Below are 13,662 nucleotides of genomic sequence, written 5' to 3'. Positions count from 1 at the left end.
CGTCTCAGTCGGTGGGGGATGACGCCGGGGTCCCCGGCAGTTCGAGGAGGCCGAGGTCGAGGGAGTCGTCGAGGAACGCGCTCACCGATTCGGGCCGCACGCCTGTCGTGGCGGCCGCGTCGTCGAGCGAGCGCTCGCCGTCCAGCGCCAGCAGCAGCTTCAGCCAGTCGCTGTCTTCCTCCAGGACGTACTCGAGGGCTCCGTCGACCGCGAGGTACCAGGTGCCGGACCGGTCCTGGAGCAGCGTCGCGTTGTCGGCGAGGGCAGGCACGCTCTTCCCGTCCCAGCGCGGTGGCGCGAACACCAGAGCCTCGATCTCCTCCGCCTCCGCGTCGAAGTCGCCGACGGGGTGCTCGGGTCGGACCGGGGGCAGCAGATGCGCGGTGTCCGCGAGCGGCGGCGGGACGTCGGCGACCATGCGGTCGAGCAGGCACAGGTTGAGCAGGGGCAGCAGCCGCTCGACGTGTCCGGCGAGCGGCGCGCGCTCCAGGCGGGCCAGCAGGCCCCTGACGCGGTCGGCGTCCAGGAGCGTACGGCCGTGCTCGGTGGAAAGGGCCTCCTCCACCAGTGCGCCGTTGTCCCGGGTGAGCATGGCGATGAAGGGGCGGTGGGTGTGCTGGACGCCTTGGCCGTAGAAGAAGGGCACCTTGGGGCGGTTCACCACATCGGGGGGCAGCAGGTCGGCGACGGCCTCGCGGACGATGGCCTTGTCCCACAGGAGTCGTTCGCGGCGAGAGGCCGGGATGGAGGCGACCAGCTCGATCAGCCGGCGGTCCAGGAACGGGACGCGCGCCTCGGTGCCGCTGCCCGCCGCGGTGCGGTCCTCGTGCCAGCAGTTGAACTGCTCGACGTCGCGCATCTTCGCGGCGACGAAGGCGCCGTAGGGGTCACGGCCGAGCAGCGTACGACCGTGGTCGAGGGCCGCGTCGCTGAGCAGTCCGCCCTCGGCACCCTCCCACCAGGCCCCGAGCTTCGGCCGGTGCTCCTCCAGCCGGCCGCGGCGGGCCATCTCGGTGAGCGCGTGTTCGAAGACGTCCCAGCCTCCGCCGCCGGAGCTGGTCACCGAGTATCCGCCGCAGAACTCGTCGGCCGCGGCGCCGAGCAGCATGCCCTTGATCTCCGGGTGCTCGGCGCGCACGTACCGGTGCAGCTCGTGCTTGTAGTACTGCTCGGGACTGCACGTCGGCATCTCGGTGAGCCACAGCAGTCGCTTCCACTCGTCCGCGCTGGGCGCGTACGAGGCGTCGAAGCGGATCTGGTGGTTGGGGACGCCGAGCTTGTCCGCGACGATCCGGGCGTACCGGGCGTCGCCGTTGACGACGGTCGAGCCGCTGAGGACGGAGAAGGTCTCCAGCGAGGTGGTGTCGGCGGCGAGTGCCGCGACCGCCGCGGAGTCGACACCGCCGCTGAGGAAGAGTCCGATGGAGGCGTCGGCGGTGGCGCAGGCCCGGACGGAGTCGGCGAGGATCTCGCGGAACTGCCCGATGATCTCGCGGTCGCTGAGCGTCGACTCACCGTCGAAGGAGGGAAGTTGCCAGTACTGGTGGCGCTTGGTGGCGCCGTCGCGCAGGTCGATCTCCAGGATCGTGGCGGCCGGTACGGACTCGACGCCCTCGAAGTACGTGGTGGGCGCGGCCAGGTCGAGCGAGGGTGCCGAGGTGACGGTCGGGTTCACCAGCGCCTTGTCCCAGGCGATCCGGCGCGGGGAGGCCGGGTCGGCGAAGAGCGCCTTGATCTCGGAGGCGAAGGCCACGCGTCGCTGGTCCCGCGTGTAGTAGAGCGGCTTCACGCCGAAGTGGTCGCGGGCCATGACCAGGACATTGCGCCGCCGGTCCCACAGCACCAGGCCGAACATGCCACGGACGTCGTCGAGGAAGTCCAGACCCTTCTGCTGGTACAGGTGGACCAGTACCTCGCAGTCCGACCGGGTCCTGAAGGGGGTGCCGGCCGGCAGGGTGGCCTCGAGCTCCTTGTGGTTGTAGACCTCGCCGTTGGCGATCAGGACGACGGAGCCGTCGGGGCTGTACAGGGGCTGGCCGCCGTTCTCCGGGGCGACCAGGGAGAGCCGGGTGAAGGCGAGTCCCACGGGACCCTCACGCAGCAGTTCCTCCTCGTCGGGGCCACGGTGCGCCAGTGTGCGGGCCATGGCCGCCAGGACGGCATCGGCCTCGACGCCGAGGTCGTGTCCGTCGATCCTCGCCAAACCGCCGAGTCCGCACATTCTCCCCACCCATTCCTTTCCAGCGAATCTTCTGCGGGTGCACCGCACAACTGGTGCACCAAGAGGAAGGGCGCCTCCGGCGGAGAATTTCCGCGAGAGGCGCCCTTACCGCGTAATTAGCGGTTGTTCATCATGACGCGGTTGAAGTCGATCTTCTTGACCTCGGGCTTCGTGTACTGCTTCATGTGAATACTCCTTCAATGGTTACCGCCCGCCCGGATCTTCCGGACCGGCGAGCTGTGGCTGAGCTTATGAGGATCTTTCCCGCCCTTGCAAGCCCGTTCTCGGATTTATTTTCAGCGCCTTTGAAAACGGAAAAAGGAAACGCCTCCAAGCCGTTTGCGAATATCGCAAACGGCTCTGTGCACGGCTCGGTAACTAAAAGAAATTCTCGGAAATTCGCTTCAGACGACTCACATGAATACGAGCTTCTCCTCGACCAGCCATGCGAGCATGTCGACGGTGTCCGAGAGCGCGGTCGGGCCGTCGATCCCGTACCGCTCGGCGACCGCTCCGGCGATGTCCGTGACCGGTGTGGTCCCGTCGATGCGACGCCAGATGAAGGCCGCCACCTCCGGCAGTTCGTAGGCCTGGTCGTAGCGGGCCAGCAGGATCGCGCCCTGGCTGGAGCGGATGCGCACCTCGAGGTTGTGACGGGGCACGCCGGCCGCGGACGTCACGGTGTGTGCCGCGCTCATCAGACCTCCACCTCCATGGAGACACGCCGGACGCAGCCGATCACGTCCTCGATCCAGCGGCCCGGGTCCTCGGGGTCGTACGTGCGCATGGTCTCGATCTCCCAGTAGCGCTCGAAGGGGAGCACGGTCGGCGCGGCGGCCCGGTACTTCTTGGACCGCCACTTCGCGGTGGTGCCGTACTCGCCGTGGTGGGCGAGCAGGGCGTCGGCCGCGTATCCGAAGGCGAGTTTGGCCGTGAGCAGCGCGCTCTCCGGGTCGCCCGAGCCGAGCTGGCCGAGCGCGTCCTCGGCGAAGGTGTCGGCGAGGTCGAGGCTGCGGGCCGCGATCGTCCTGCCGAACGCGGAGTCGGCGAACTGCTGGCGGCGCTCCGCCAGCCAGTCGGCGCCGTCGAGCGCGACCGCGTGCTGGAGCTTGACCAGGCAGTCGCGCTCGATCTGGCTGACCGTGGCGCCCGTGTCCCGGCCGCTGCGGTACTCCTCCCAGGAGATCTTCGCCATCAGCTGATCGAACTGCCCGGTCGTCCAGTACTCGACATCCCCGCGCAGCGCGCCGAACTGTGGCACGGCGACCCCGACACGGTCCGGTTCCAGGGACACCGGGTGGAAATCGGCTTCGCCTTCCCAGACGAAGGGATCGTCCGTCACGACGTACAGATCCAGGTCACTCGTGGCGTTTCCCCAGCCACGTACGAGCGAGCCCGCCGCGTACACACACCGACAGGAATCCGGTAGGAGCCCCTGTTCCTTCAATTGGCCGATGAGCCGGGGTCCGTCCGCGGCCGTGATTGTCTCTGCCATCAGCATTCCATTCATCAGATCAGTCCGTACGCCGCGAATTCTTCGCGTACCTGGGCGTCGTTCAGGGCGCCGACCGAGGCGAAGTGCCGCACCGTCTGCTGGGCCACGCCGCGGGCGTAGCCGTCCACAGCCGCGTCGGGGAACAGTTCGCCGACGATCTGTTTGGCACCGTCCCGCGAGATGCCGTATCCCCTGATCTCGCTCTCCATGGAGTCGACGTCCGGGTCGATGAAGATGCGGATCAGCCGTGGCACCTGGAGTGCGGCCCTCCTGCGGGTCGTGGGCGGCAGCTGCCCCCACAGGTGGCGCAGGAAGACGGCGAAGTAGGCGTGGTGCTTGCCCTCGTCGAGGGCATGGTCGCGGACGGTCTCCCGGACCGCCGGGACGACCGTCGGGTCGTTCGACATCTCCGACAGCTGGGCCGAGATGAGCGTCTCCGAGACGATGACGAAGAGGATCTCGGTGAGCGCCCGCAGGTCCTGCGGGGTCTCCTCCAGGAACCGCTCCAGGCGCGCCATGAAGTACGGGACCGGAGGCAGCTCGCAGCGCACACCGGTCGTCTCCCGCACCTGGCCGGCGAGGTCCGCCGAGAACAGCGCGTGGTACGCCTCGTCGCAGTAGATCTTGAAGGCGTCCAGCCGCATGGCATCGGGGAGTTCTATGCCGACGGTGCCGTGCGCGATGCCGAGCACCGTGCGGTTGACCACCAGGTGTTCCAGCTTGGCGGTGAAGTCGAGGTACCGGTACAGGTGCCGCACGAGCACCTCCTGGTACAGCTCCGGGCGGTCCTCGCGCAGCCCCTGGACGAGGGGGTGTGAGGCGAGCGGGACCAGCTCCGGGGCGAAGAAGTGCTGTTCGGGTTCGAGCGGGGTCAGCTCACGACGCTTGCCGGCCCGTACGGTGGAGCGCTCGTACCAGTTACGGAAGGGGCTCACGTACGGATCGTCCGGAGCCACCAGGGATCCGGCCGGCCCCTCGGCCCCCTCGGGACCGGTCCCCGGTCCGGCGGTCTCCTCCCGCCCGGCCATGAGGGCCTGTTTGGGGCAGAGGCTCACCGCCGTGCACCCCATGAACAGACCGACCGTGCCGCACATGCGTCTCCCGCCCCTTCTCTTGAGTCCTGGCTGCGTCTTCGTGCGTTGTGCTGTGAACAGGCCGTCTTCTCCGAGCGCCTCAGCGGGTCGGCGTACCGGGGGGCCGCTTCGGCAGCGGCGGGTTCGCGAGGTTGCGCTCGATGTCCGCGGTGTTCCACAGGTTGCTGAACTTGCTCGCCCGGCCGCAGTGGTAGTACGCCTCCGACACGTGCACGAGGGTGCCCCACCGGTAGCGGGCCCGCTCGCCCTCTTCCAGGGGAAGCCCTCCCCACCGCGAGTCCTCCGGACTCAGCGGCTCCGCATGTCCGTTGACCCTGACGGTCTCGCGCATACCGGGGATCAGGAAGAGCAGCCCGATGCCGGGATTCTCACGCAGGTTGTGCAAGGTCTGGAGCAGTCGGTTCCCGGACTCCTCCGGCACGAACAGCGTCCGCTCGTCGAGGATGCGCACGAATCCGGGAACGCCGCCGCGAGGAGACGCGTCGCAGTGCCCCGTCCCGTCCGCACTGGCCATGACCACGTACGGGGAGAGGGTGATGAACTCGCGCAGCCACGCGTGCAGCACGGGTGAGATCTTCGCGTGTACGCGGTCCAGCGGGGCTCCGAGACTCTCGGCGAGTGCGTCGTGGACCGATGTCTCCGAACTCAAGGCACCATCACCGCGCCCCCGTTGACGCCGATGGTCTGGCCCGTGAGGTAGCTTCCCGCGTCACCGACCAGATAGGCCACCGCGTACGCCACGTCCTGGGGGGAGGCGACCCGGCCGAGCGGGATCTCCTTGCCCTTGGCGGCGAACCCCTCTTCGTCCAGGCCGGGTTGGCCGGTGCGGGTCACCCCGGGCGCCACGGTGTTGACCGTGATCCCGTACTCGGCGAAGGCTCGCGCGAGGGACTTGCCGAGGGCCACCAGACCGCCCTTGCTCGCCGCGTAGTGGGCGCCCTTCGGTGAGCCGGTGAAGGCCGCGCTGGACGCCACGTTGACGATCCGCCCGGACCGCTGGGCCATCATGAGCGGGGCGGCCTCCTGGGCACAGAGGAAGGCACCCTTGAGGTTGGTGTCGAGGACCAGGTCCCAGGTCTCCTCGTCGAGTTCGAGGACCTTCGCACGGGGGAAGACCCCGGCGTTGTTGACGAGGATGTCGAGCCGGCCCAGCTGATGGCGGGCGTCGGAGAACATGGCGGCGACCTGTTCCCGGTCGCGCACGTCTGCCTCGACGGAGAAGCAGCCCGCGGGCAGTTCCTCGGCGCCGCTCTCGGTGCCGGAGCCCGGCAGCCGGTTGACCGCGACCCGGGCCCCGAGCCCGGCGAGCGTGCGCGCCACGGCCAAGCCGATGCCACTGCCGCCGCCGGTGACGAGCGCGGTGCGCCCGGTGAGGTCGGGAGACACCGGGTTGACGAGGTCCGTCGGCCCGACCGGCCTCCTGGACTCGGGCCCTTCCGGGATCATGACCCGCCTTCCGTCGGAATCTGCCGGAGGGCGTCGTCGAGCACCCGGTAGACCTCCAGGCATGCCGAGAGGGGCGAGGTGCTGGGCGTGCCGGTCGTGACGGAGTGGTGGAAGGACTCCAGCTCCGTGGAGTAGCCGGTGCGGCCGTACCCTCCGCGTCTGCTGGGCCAGTCGTAGACCACGCTCTCCTTGCCGTCGAGGACCCCGGCGCCGGGCGCGCCCGAAGGCCGGCTCAGGACAAGAGAGTTCAGCTGGTCGAGGACTCCGGTGACGCCCTGGTCCGTGACGAACTCGCAGCGGACTTCGAGGCGGTTGGAGTAGTTGCCGACCCGCAGGGTCGCGAGGCGGCCGTCGGCGTACTCCAGGAAGAGGTGCACGGCGTAGCGTGTGCCGCCGACGCGCGCACGGCGGGCCGTGACCCGGTCCGGGACGCCGAACTCGCGCAGAGCCATGTCGACCGCGTGCGTGCCGAGCCCCTGCAGCAGGCTCTCGACCACCGTCGCGCTCCCCCACACCGGGGTGGTCGGCTTGGCCGACACCATGCGCAGGTCGAAGGTCCTCGGTTCGCCATGGGCGCGCAGAGTTTCGCGGAGCTTCCGGTAGGACTGCCCGTAGGGGAAGTTGAAGCCGACGAACGCCACTGTGCCGCCGGGCGCCGTGCGCTCGGCCTCGACCAGCTTCTCCAGCGTGGCCGTGCCGGGTGCGGGCGGCTTCTCGACGAAGACGCTGACACCCCGGGCGAGCGCCGACTCCACGACCTCGGCGTTCAGTTCGGGTGAGCCCGCCACGACGAGGGCGTCGACCGCCCCGTCCAGGAGCTCTGTCCAGTCGACCGTCCAGGCGGTCGCGCCCCAGCGCCGGGCCGCCGCGGCGGCGGCCTCGGGCCTGCGCGCCGCCACCGCGGTCAGCCGGGCGCCCTCCAGCACCGACAGGGCGGGCAGCAGATTCTCCTGCGCGTGCGTGCCGGGCCCGATCAGCCCGTAGCGCAACGGGCCCGGTCCCGGCGGAAGCTGATGGAGGGTCATTTAGACGATCCCCAGCTCTTCCAGCCGCTTGCACCAGTAGTGGTACTTCTCCTTGGTCATCTGCCGCTCGGCGCGCCGCTCGGCGGACTCGCGGTCCTCGCCGACGCGCCAGAACATGGTGCCGACCCCGGCGGCCTCCGGCTCGACCTCGGAGAGGTCGCCGTCGGCACGCTCCTGGTGCAGCCGCAGCGCCTCCTCGCGCCCGCGGGTCTCCTTGAACATGACGGGCGCGCGGTCCTTGACCGGGTTGCCCCGCAGCACCAGGGATATGGTGCCCAGTTCGGTGAACGGGGTGGAGTGCAGGGCGTTGTGGTGAATGGTGAAGCACTCGCCGGCCCGGTCCTGGTGCAGCAGCACGGGCTGCACGTCGTCGGGCAGCGTGTTCTCGTCGAACCCGTTGCGCGCCACGTAGTTGCGGTGCAGGTAGGTGCCGCGCAGCACCAGGTTGGTGAAGGAGAAGCGGTGGTTGTGGGCCAGCTGCTGCTGGTGGTCCGTGGACATCCGGAGCCTGATCCGCAGCCCCTTCTCCACGTCGTCCCACAGGACGATCTTGTCCTCGACCACGTCCTCCTCGCACTTCGCCCAGAGGTACGGGTCGTGCTCCACCGCGAGAAGAAGGCGCTTGAACAGTGCCTTGTCCTCCGCGAACTCACGGATGAGGCGCTGGGTGAGGACGGCGACCTTGGGCAGGTCCTCCCAGTCGATGGGGCCGATGTCGTCGAACAGCTCGACCCGGGTGTTGTTGACGTGGACCCGGTCCGCCGTCTCGGTCGTCTGGATGCTCATGGGTGTCCCTAGTCGTCAATGGTGGTGGGGTGGACGTCAGATGACGCCGAGCTTCTCCAGGCGCTCCCGGATCTGGCGGTACGCCTCCAGGCCCATGGCCTTCTGCAGACGACGCTCCTCGGGCTCGTCCTGACGGCCGAAGCGCCACCACAGCGTGCCCTCCTCCTTGTCCATGATCACGGAACGGTCCTTCTCGACCGGGCCGCGCAGGAAGAGGGAGACGGTGTCGGGCGTCGTGAACGTGGTGTGGATGGCGCTGTGGTGCAGCGTGTAGCAGCTGCCGGGCTCCTCCCAGCGCACCACGTGCGGCGTCAGCTTCTCCAGGTGGACGTTGCCGCGCGGGTCCGGGTTGTGCCGGCTGAGGTACTGCCGCGCCTCCGGGTCCGGTCCGTCCGCGTACAGGTCACCGTCGAGGTGGTACCAGGTGTGCGTGTAGCCGCCGGCCACGATGCGGCTGGAGAAGGAGAAGCGGTGGTCGTGCGGACGGTCGTAGTGGTCGTCCGTGGAGATGTGCAGGCGCAGCCGGATGCCCCGGTCCAGGGCGTCGTACAGCACGATGTAGTCGAGCAGCTGATGACGCTCGCACATGGCGAGCAGCTCCGGCTGGTGCTCCACGTCATAGACGAGCTTGCGCAGCGACTCCTTGTCGTCCGCGAGGCGCTGCACCACCTCGCGGGTGATCTGGCCGGCGGCCTCGAAGTCGTTCCAGTCGACTGTGAGTCGGTCGAGGTAGTCGATCACGGTTGCTCCTTGATGCGGGGCTGCTTCATGGGTGTTCGCGGGCGGTGGTCGGCTCGCCGAGCGCGGAGAGCGCGGCGAGGGCCTCGGGGGTGCCGAGGGCGGTGAGCACCTCCCGGCACGCGCTTCGGGTGTGCCGGGCGCCCGGTCCGCTCCTGTCGTGGCGCGCGGCCGACTCCAGGAAGCGGACCAGGGCGGGGACTTCGGCGGACGGGGCCGCGGCGGCGAAGGCGGTGAGTTCGGCGGTCGTCCTGCGGCCGGCGAGCACATCGCCGAGGAGGTCGGCGAGCACCTCGGGATGGGACGTGCCGACGACGTCGCGCGTGGGGCTCATGGCTGTCTCCTCGTGGTACGGACCCGGTCCACCACGGCCTGCGCGATCCGCTCGGGCGGCTCGTCAGGGTCGGGCGCGAGCACCAGCCAGCCCCGTTCCCCCGCCATCCGCAGCAGTTCGCCCCGTACGACGCTCTGGTACGCATGGAACGCGTCCCGCGGCGGACCGGTGAACCCGTCCCAGCGGCCGGTCTCGGTGTCCTTGAAGCTGCCGCGGCGCGCCCAGGCGGTCTCCGGTGCGACATCGAGCAGGACCGTCAACTCCGGTTCGGGGACGGGCGCGAAGAGCGATTCGACCCACTGCGCGTCCAGCGGCTCGCGCACCAGGGTCTTGGCTATGTTGCGGTAGTACCAGCCGTCCATGACCGCGATACGGTCCGGGTCGGTGAGATCGGATCGCAGCCGGGCCAGCCCCGCGTACCAGGACGCGATGAGCAGGATCCAGTGCGTGGCGCCGAAGGTGTCTCCGTCCGCCTCGGGCGAGGCCCAGATCAGTCGGCGGAGCCGGTCGGCCCGGGCGGCGGCCTCGGCCCCCAAGGGACCCAGTGCCTTCTTGCCGCCCGAGCCGGCGGTGCCGACGGACCCCGGGGAGTTGAGCTCCTGCTCGACCAGCCGGGCGACGGTGGACTTCCCGCTGCCGTCGATGCCTTCCATCACGAGGAACACGGCGGGCCCTCCTCGCGCAGCAGGTGACGCACCACACCGTCCTCGTCGTTGGCGGCGGTGACCGCGGTGGCGCGGGCGAGCACGTCCGGGTGGGCGTTGACGGGCGCCACCCGACGGTCGGCGACGGAGAACATCGGCAGGTCGTTCAGGTGGTCTCCGTACACGGTGAGCCGCGCGTCCGCCATCCCGACGGCCTCCGCCAAGTTCCTCACGGCACGCCCCTTCTCGGCCTCCGGATGTGCCACCTGCACCTCCGACCAGCCGGGCACGTAGCGATTCGCGGCGGCGAGCACGGCCCCCCTCCCGTGCAGCGCCTTCTCCAGTTCGGCCACAGCCCGCTCGGCCCGGTCGTCCGGCACGAAGGCGATGACCGCGGCGGTGTGCTCCGCTCGTGCCACGGCCCGGACGTCGGCACGGGACCGCAGCCGGGGGTCGCCGTACGCGCGCTTCTCGTCGATGTACCAGGTGGCCCCGGCGTTCAGCCCCGCGCCGAAGTGGACGTGGTCGGCGGCGCCGTCCCAGGTGGTGAGGACCGCCTGGGTACCCAGTGCCTCCAGCGTCTCGATCGCGACCAGCGTGGTGTCGGCGTCGAGGGTGCGGTGCGCGAGGTGACGTCCCGTCGCGAGGTCGGTGAGGAAGGCGCCGTTGAGTTCGACGACCGGCAGGCGCAGCCGAACTCCGGCGAGCAGTGTTGCCATGGCGGCGGCACTGCGGGCACTGGCGACGGTCAACGCGAGCCCGGCGTCGAGGAGTTGGTTGAGCCCGTCGCGCGCGAACGGGCTGAGGGTGGCGTCGGAGCGCAGGAGCGTGCCGTCGAGATCGCAGACGTGCAGGTCGCCGCGGTCGTCCTGGCCGGCGGTCCGGTCCACGGGGGCGGCGGTCATCGGCTCACCTCCACGAGTGGTGCGGGGAACAGTTCCGGGAGCAGGTCGGCCAGTTCGTCCATGGCGCCGAACACCCGGTGCGCATCGGCGAGCCGTTCGCGCGGGGTGACGGAGGCGAAGCCGTACACGGTCATGCCGGCCGCCCGCGCGGCCGCCACACCCCGCGGACTGTCCTCGATCACGAGACACGCTTCGGGTGCTGCCCCGAACTGCGCGGCCGCATGGAGGAAGAGGTCGGGTGCGGGCTTGGGCCGCTCGACCATGTCGGAGCTGAAGACACGGCCGGCCATGCGGTCGAGGAGACCCGTGCGGCGCAGGGACAGGGCGAGCCGGTCGGCGGTGTCGTTGGAGGCGACGCAGTGCGCGACGCCGAGCGCGTCGAGCCCGTCGAGCACCCGCTCCACGCCCTCGACGGCCGCTAGCCGCTCCTCGAAGACGTCGAACAGTTCGGTGTGGAAGCTCTCCACGAATCCTTCGGGCACCACCGCACCGGTACGCCGCCGCACCTCCTGCGTCACGTCCGTGAGCGTCTTGCCGAGGTAGTGCTCCACCGCTTCGTCGAAGGTCGTCGGCACCACGAGCCGGGTCAGGAGTCCGGCCAGCACCTGGTTTCCGAGGGTTTCACTGTCCGCGAGTACACCGCTGTTGTCGAAGATAACCAGATCGTGTTCCAACGGACTCCCCCTCGCTCTGCCTTCCCGGCGACCATACTGACCCATGACAACTGAGTCAAGGTTTATTGACTCAGTAAGTTGACAGAGAGTCTCGGTGTCCGTATTGGCCACTTTCGCGGTCAAATTTCCGCGCTTTTTGCCTCTTGCAGACCACCCGTTCGATGGTAATGTCGGCGCTCGCCCGCCCAGACAGGCCTTGTTTATTGACTCAGGCAGGGACGGCAGCAGATCAGAAATTTCCCGGAATGGAATCGCGTCAATAATTCCCGGTGGATTCCAGGCCGGCCCGGAGAGTGATGAGGGATGAATCATGGGGAACCTGTCTGACTCGGCCGAGCAGACGCGCGCGCCGCTGCTCCCGGTGGAGGTCCACTGCCACGGCTTCGAGGGCGTGGACTTCTCCGAGTTCTCCCTGCTCGACCTGGAAGCCCTGGAAGAGGTCTGCGCACGGGAGGGCGTGCTCAGCATCCCCACGCTCTACCTTCATCACCACCGCCTGGCGGAGTTCGAGAAGTTCATGCGCCGCTACGACGTGATGCGCCGGGCCGGCCGGATCCCGCACGTCGTCGGCGTCGCCCTGGAGGGGCCACTCCTCTCCAGCCACGGTGGCACCCCGGCCGACACCGTATGGGCGCCGACCCGCGCGGAATGGGAGCGCCTCGCCCGGCTGGGCGACTACGGGCTCTGCTACATGGTCCTGTCGCCGGACGCCTTCTCGCCCGCCTCCGACTTCCACGGTCAGACCTTCGACCGCCACCCCGGCTTCGCATGGATCGTCCCGCTGCTCATGGGCCACGGAGTGCGCCCCGCGCTCGGCCACTTCACCCGCAGCGACCCGCGCCTTGCGGCCCAGCTGGTGACGGACATCGTCGACATCGCGTGGGACGCCGAGTGGAACGGCCAGGGCGCCCGCGTCGTCACCGACCACCTCTTCAACGACATGCCGCTCAACATCCGTCACGCGTTCCGCACGACGCGGGCCCGCCAGACCCGCGAGGCCACCCTCGCCTCGTACGACCTGCCGGGCTGGACGCTCGACGCGATGGACGAGATCGCCGGCCCGGTACCCGGCGCCATCATGCGCGAGGCCGCCGCGGGCCGGATCGCGGCGTGCATCAACTTCGACGGCGACCACGTCGACCTCGACATCGCGAGCCGCGCGGTCGTGCTCATGGGCCTCGAGAACTCGATGATGATGACCGACCGCTGCGACTCGGCGCGCCTGGGCGGCCAGGACCTGACGCAGGGCGAGGAGAACGGCCTCTGGTACCAGGCGGGAGGCATCGTCGCCGCGGGATCCCAGCCGCTGGCCCAGCAGATGCGCAACGCCATCGGTCGTTCCATCGAGGGTCCCGAGCTGTGGGACCTGGCAGCCGGCACCGCACACCGGGCGTTCGGGCTCACCGCGCTGGACGCGTCCGAACTGCCCGACGGCATGCTCGCCGCCTCGCACGCCGGCTGGGCCTCGCTCGAAACGGTCGGCGGCTCCCGGTGACCGTCGTCGCCTCCCGCCCCCTGCGCCGACTCTCCACCTCCGGCCCCCTGCGGGTGGGAGTGCTCGTCTCGGCGACCGGGGCCAACCTGCGCACCCTCATCGACCTGCAGACGGCCGAGCCGGACGCCTTCCAGGTCAGCCTGGTCGCCTCGCACGGCACCCGGTCCAAGGCACTGGCCGTCGCCGCCGACCACGGCGTCGAGGCGTGGCCCGGCGACTTCGACGCCCGCTGCGGCCTGGTCTCGCAGGCCCGGACCGAGGCCGACCACGCCGCCTACCGGAGCCGGGCCCGGCAGTGGCACGACGAACTCGACCGGCGCATCGCCCGCTGGGAGTTGGAGGAGGGCCCGCTCGACCTGATCGTGCTGGCCTACCACCGCTGGATCGAGGGCGAGCTGCTGACCCGGTACCGGGGCCGCATGATCAACCAGCATCCAGGCGACCTGAGCGTCCTGGACCCGTCCGGGGCCCGCGTCCTGACCGGCAACGACCCGGTGGCCAGGGCCATAGAGCTGGGGCACGCCTCGACCCGTACGTCCTGCTTCCTGGTCGACGAGACGTACGACGGCGGCGCGGTCCTGTGCCAGGGACCGGCCGTGCCGCTGCCGCCCGAGCCCGATCCCTGGGCGCACGAACTCAGCCAGAAGCAGCTCAGCGACCGCCCCTGTCTGGAGTGGACGGTACGAGCCTTCGCCGCCGGTTCCCTGGAACTGACCGGCGCGACCCACCCCGACGGCAGCCCGGCCGTCGGCGTCGACGGCGTCCCGATGCCGCTCGGCGGAATGAAGCTGACATGAGCCCGAGC

15 protein-coding genes are annotated in these 13,662 nt (G+C 69.8%); 2 read left to right on the top strand and 13 right to left on the bottom strand.

Annotated elements, in window-relative coordinates; translation table 11 throughout:
* Window positions 1-4: 4 nt before the first annotated feature.
* The 13 genes from asnB to OG788_RS41900 all read right to left on the bottom strand — a co-directional run bounded on the left by asnB (window position 5) and on the right by OG788_RS41900 (window position 11,362).
* The gene (gene asnB, locus OG788_RS41960; RefSeq protein ID WP_406376155.1) at window positions 5-2,221 is read right to left on the bottom strand and encodes an asparagine synthase (glutamine-hydrolyzing); all 2,217 of its coding nucleotides are present in this window, start codon (window positions 2,219-2,221) and stop codon (window positions 5-7) included.
* Window positions 2,222-2,634: 413 nt separating this feature from the next.
* Window positions 2,635-2,919: a PqqD family protein gene (locus OG788_RS41955; RefSeq protein ID WP_406376154.1), complete on the bottom strand. Its 285-nt coding sequence runs from the start codon at window positions 2,917-2,919 to the stop codon at window positions 2,635-2,637.
* Window positions 2,919-3,716 (bottom strand): hypothetical protein, encoded by a 798-nt coding sequence (locus OG788_RS41950; protein ID WP_406376152.1) that lies wholly within the window; start codon window positions 3,714-3,716, stop codon window positions 2,919-2,921. Before OG788_RS41950 ends, OG788_RS41955 begins: the two co-directional genes overlap by 1 nt.
* 14 nt (window positions 3,717-3,730) lie before the next feature.
* Entirely contained in the window at window positions 3,731-4,810 is a 1,080-nt protein-coding gene (locus OG788_RS41945; protein WP_406376151.1) for a diiron oxygenase, read from the bottom strand.
* Between the two features lie 79 nt (window positions 4,811-4,889).
* Window positions 4,890-5,459, bottom strand: coding sequence for a pyridoxamine 5'-phosphate oxidase family protein (locus OG788_RS41940; protein ID WP_406376150.1), 570 nt, complete (start codon window positions 5,457-5,459; stop codon window positions 4,890-4,892).
* Window positions 5,456-6,256 carry an SDR family NAD(P)-dependent oxidoreductase gene (locus OG788_RS41935; RefSeq protein WP_406376149.1) on the bottom strand — a complete coding sequence of 267 codons (801 nt, stop codon included), beginning with the start codon at window positions 6,254-6,256 and terminating at the stop codon, window positions 5,456-5,458. The genes OG788_RS41940 and OG788_RS41935 overlap by 4 nt, the downstream gene beginning before the upstream one ends.
* Window positions 6,253-7,281 (bottom strand): Gfo/Idh/MocA family oxidoreductase, encoded by a 1,029-nt coding sequence (locus OG788_RS41930; RefSeq protein ID WP_406376148.1) that lies wholly within the window; start codon window positions 7,279-7,281, stop codon window positions 6,253-6,255. The genes OG788_RS41935 and OG788_RS41930 overlap by 4 nt, the downstream gene beginning before the upstream one ends.
* A complete protein-coding gene (locus OG788_RS41925; protein WP_266764747.1) occupies window positions 7,282-8,067 on the bottom strand; it encodes a hypothetical protein in 786 nt (261 codons plus the stop codon).
* A gap of 36 nt (window positions 8,068-8,103) precedes the next feature.
* Window positions 8,104-8,808 (bottom strand): hypothetical protein, encoded by a 705-nt coding sequence (locus OG788_RS41920; protein WP_266764746.1) that lies wholly within the window; start codon window positions 8,806-8,808, stop codon window positions 8,104-8,106.
* Between the two features lie 25 nt (window positions 8,809-8,833).
* The gene (locus OG788_RS41915) at window positions 8,834-9,139 is read right to left on the bottom strand and encodes a hypothetical protein (protein WP_266764745.1); all 306 of its coding nucleotides are present in this window, start codon (window positions 9,137-9,139) and stop codon (window positions 8,834-8,836) included.
* Window positions 9,136-9,804, bottom strand: coding sequence for a dTMP kinase (locus OG788_RS41910; protein ID WP_406376147.1), 669 nt, complete (start codon window positions 9,802-9,804; stop codon window positions 9,136-9,138). Before OG788_RS41910 ends, OG788_RS41915 begins: the two co-directional genes overlap by 4 nt.
* Window positions 9,792-10,688, bottom strand: a complete 897-nt coding sequence (locus tag OG788_RS41905) for an HAD-IIB family hydrolase (RefSeq protein ID WP_406376146.1) — start codon at window positions 10,686-10,688, stop codon at window positions 9,792-9,794. The genes OG788_RS41910 and OG788_RS41905 overlap by 13 nt, the downstream gene beginning before the upstream one ends.
* Window positions 10,685-11,362, bottom strand: a complete 678-nt coding sequence (locus OG788_RS41900; protein WP_406376145.1) for an HAD family hydrolase — start codon at window positions 11,360-11,362, stop codon at window positions 10,685-10,687. Before OG788_RS41900 ends, OG788_RS41905 begins: the two co-directional genes overlap by 4 nt.
* A 310-nt stretch (window positions 11,363-11,672) precedes the next feature.
* Here OG788_RS41900 and OG788_RS41895 point away from each other — a divergent pair, with 310 nt between their 5' ends.
* Both OG788_RS41895 and OG788_RS41890 read left to right on the top strand, forming a co-directional pair.
* Window positions 11,673-12,857: a hypothetical protein gene (locus OG788_RS41895; RefSeq protein ID WP_406376144.1), complete on the top strand. Its 1,185-nt coding sequence runs from the start codon at window positions 11,673-11,675 to the stop codon at window positions 12,855-12,857.
* Entirely contained in the window at window positions 12,854-13,654 is an 801-nt protein-coding gene (locus OG788_RS41890; protein WP_406376143.1) for a formyltransferase family protein, read from the top strand. Before OG788_RS41895 ends, OG788_RS41890 begins: the two co-directional genes overlap by 4 nt.
* Window positions 13,655-13,662: the final 8 nt, after the last annotated feature.

The organism is Streptomyces sp. NBC_00647 (assembly GCF_045207245.1).
Lineage (GTDB): Bacteria > Actinomycetota > Actinomycetes > Streptomycetales > Streptomycetaceae > Streptomyces.
The sequence above is the reverse complement of the archived record's forward strand: the minus strand, read 5'-3'. Positions and strand labels throughout refer to the sequence as shown.

What these genes read in the sequence shown, in the direction of transcription:
- OG788_RS41935 (WP_406376149.1), bottom strand. Translation starts at nt 6,256, where the DNA reads ATGATCCCGGAAGGGCCCGAGTCCAGGAGGCCGGTCGGGCCGACGGAC.
- OG788_RS41950 (WP_406376152.1), bottom strand. Translation starts at nt 3,716, where the DNA reads ATGGCAGAGACAATCACGGCCGCGGACGGACCCCGGCTCATCGGCCAA.
- OG788_RS41930 (WP_406376148.1), bottom strand. Translation starts at nt 7,281, where the DNA reads ATGACCCTCCATCAGCTTCCGCCGGGACCGGGCCCGTTGCGCTACGGG.
- OG788_RS41905 (WP_406376146.1), bottom strand. Translation starts at nt 10,688, where the DNA reads ATGACCGCCGCCCCCGTGGACCGGACCGCCGGCCAGGACGACCGCGGC.
- OG788_RS41955 (WP_406376154.1), bottom strand. Translation starts at nt 2,919, where the DNA reads ATGAGCGCGGCACACACCGTGACGTCCGCGGCCGGCGTGCCCCGTCAC.
- OG788_RS41915 (WP_266764745.1), bottom strand. Translation starts at nt 9,139, where the DNA reads ATGAGCCCCACGCGCGACGTCGTCGGCACGTCCCATCCCGAGGTGCTC.
- OG788_RS41945 (WP_406376151.1), bottom strand. Translation starts at nt 4,810, where the DNA reads ATGTGCGGCACGGTCGGTCTGTTCATGGGGTGCACGGCGGTGAGCCTC.
- OG788_RS41925 (WP_266764747.1), bottom strand. Translation starts at nt 8,067, where the DNA reads ATGAGCATCCAGACGACCGAGACGGCGGACCGGGTCCACGTCAACAAC.
- OG788_RS41895 (WP_406376144.1), top strand. Translation starts at nt 11,673, where the DNA reads ATGGGGAACCTGTCTGACTCGGCCGAGCAGACGCGCGCGCCGCTGCTC.
- asnB (WP_406376155.1), bottom strand. Translation starts at nt 2,221, where the DNA reads ATGTGCGGACTCGGCGGTTTGGCGAGGATCGACGGACACGACCTCGGC.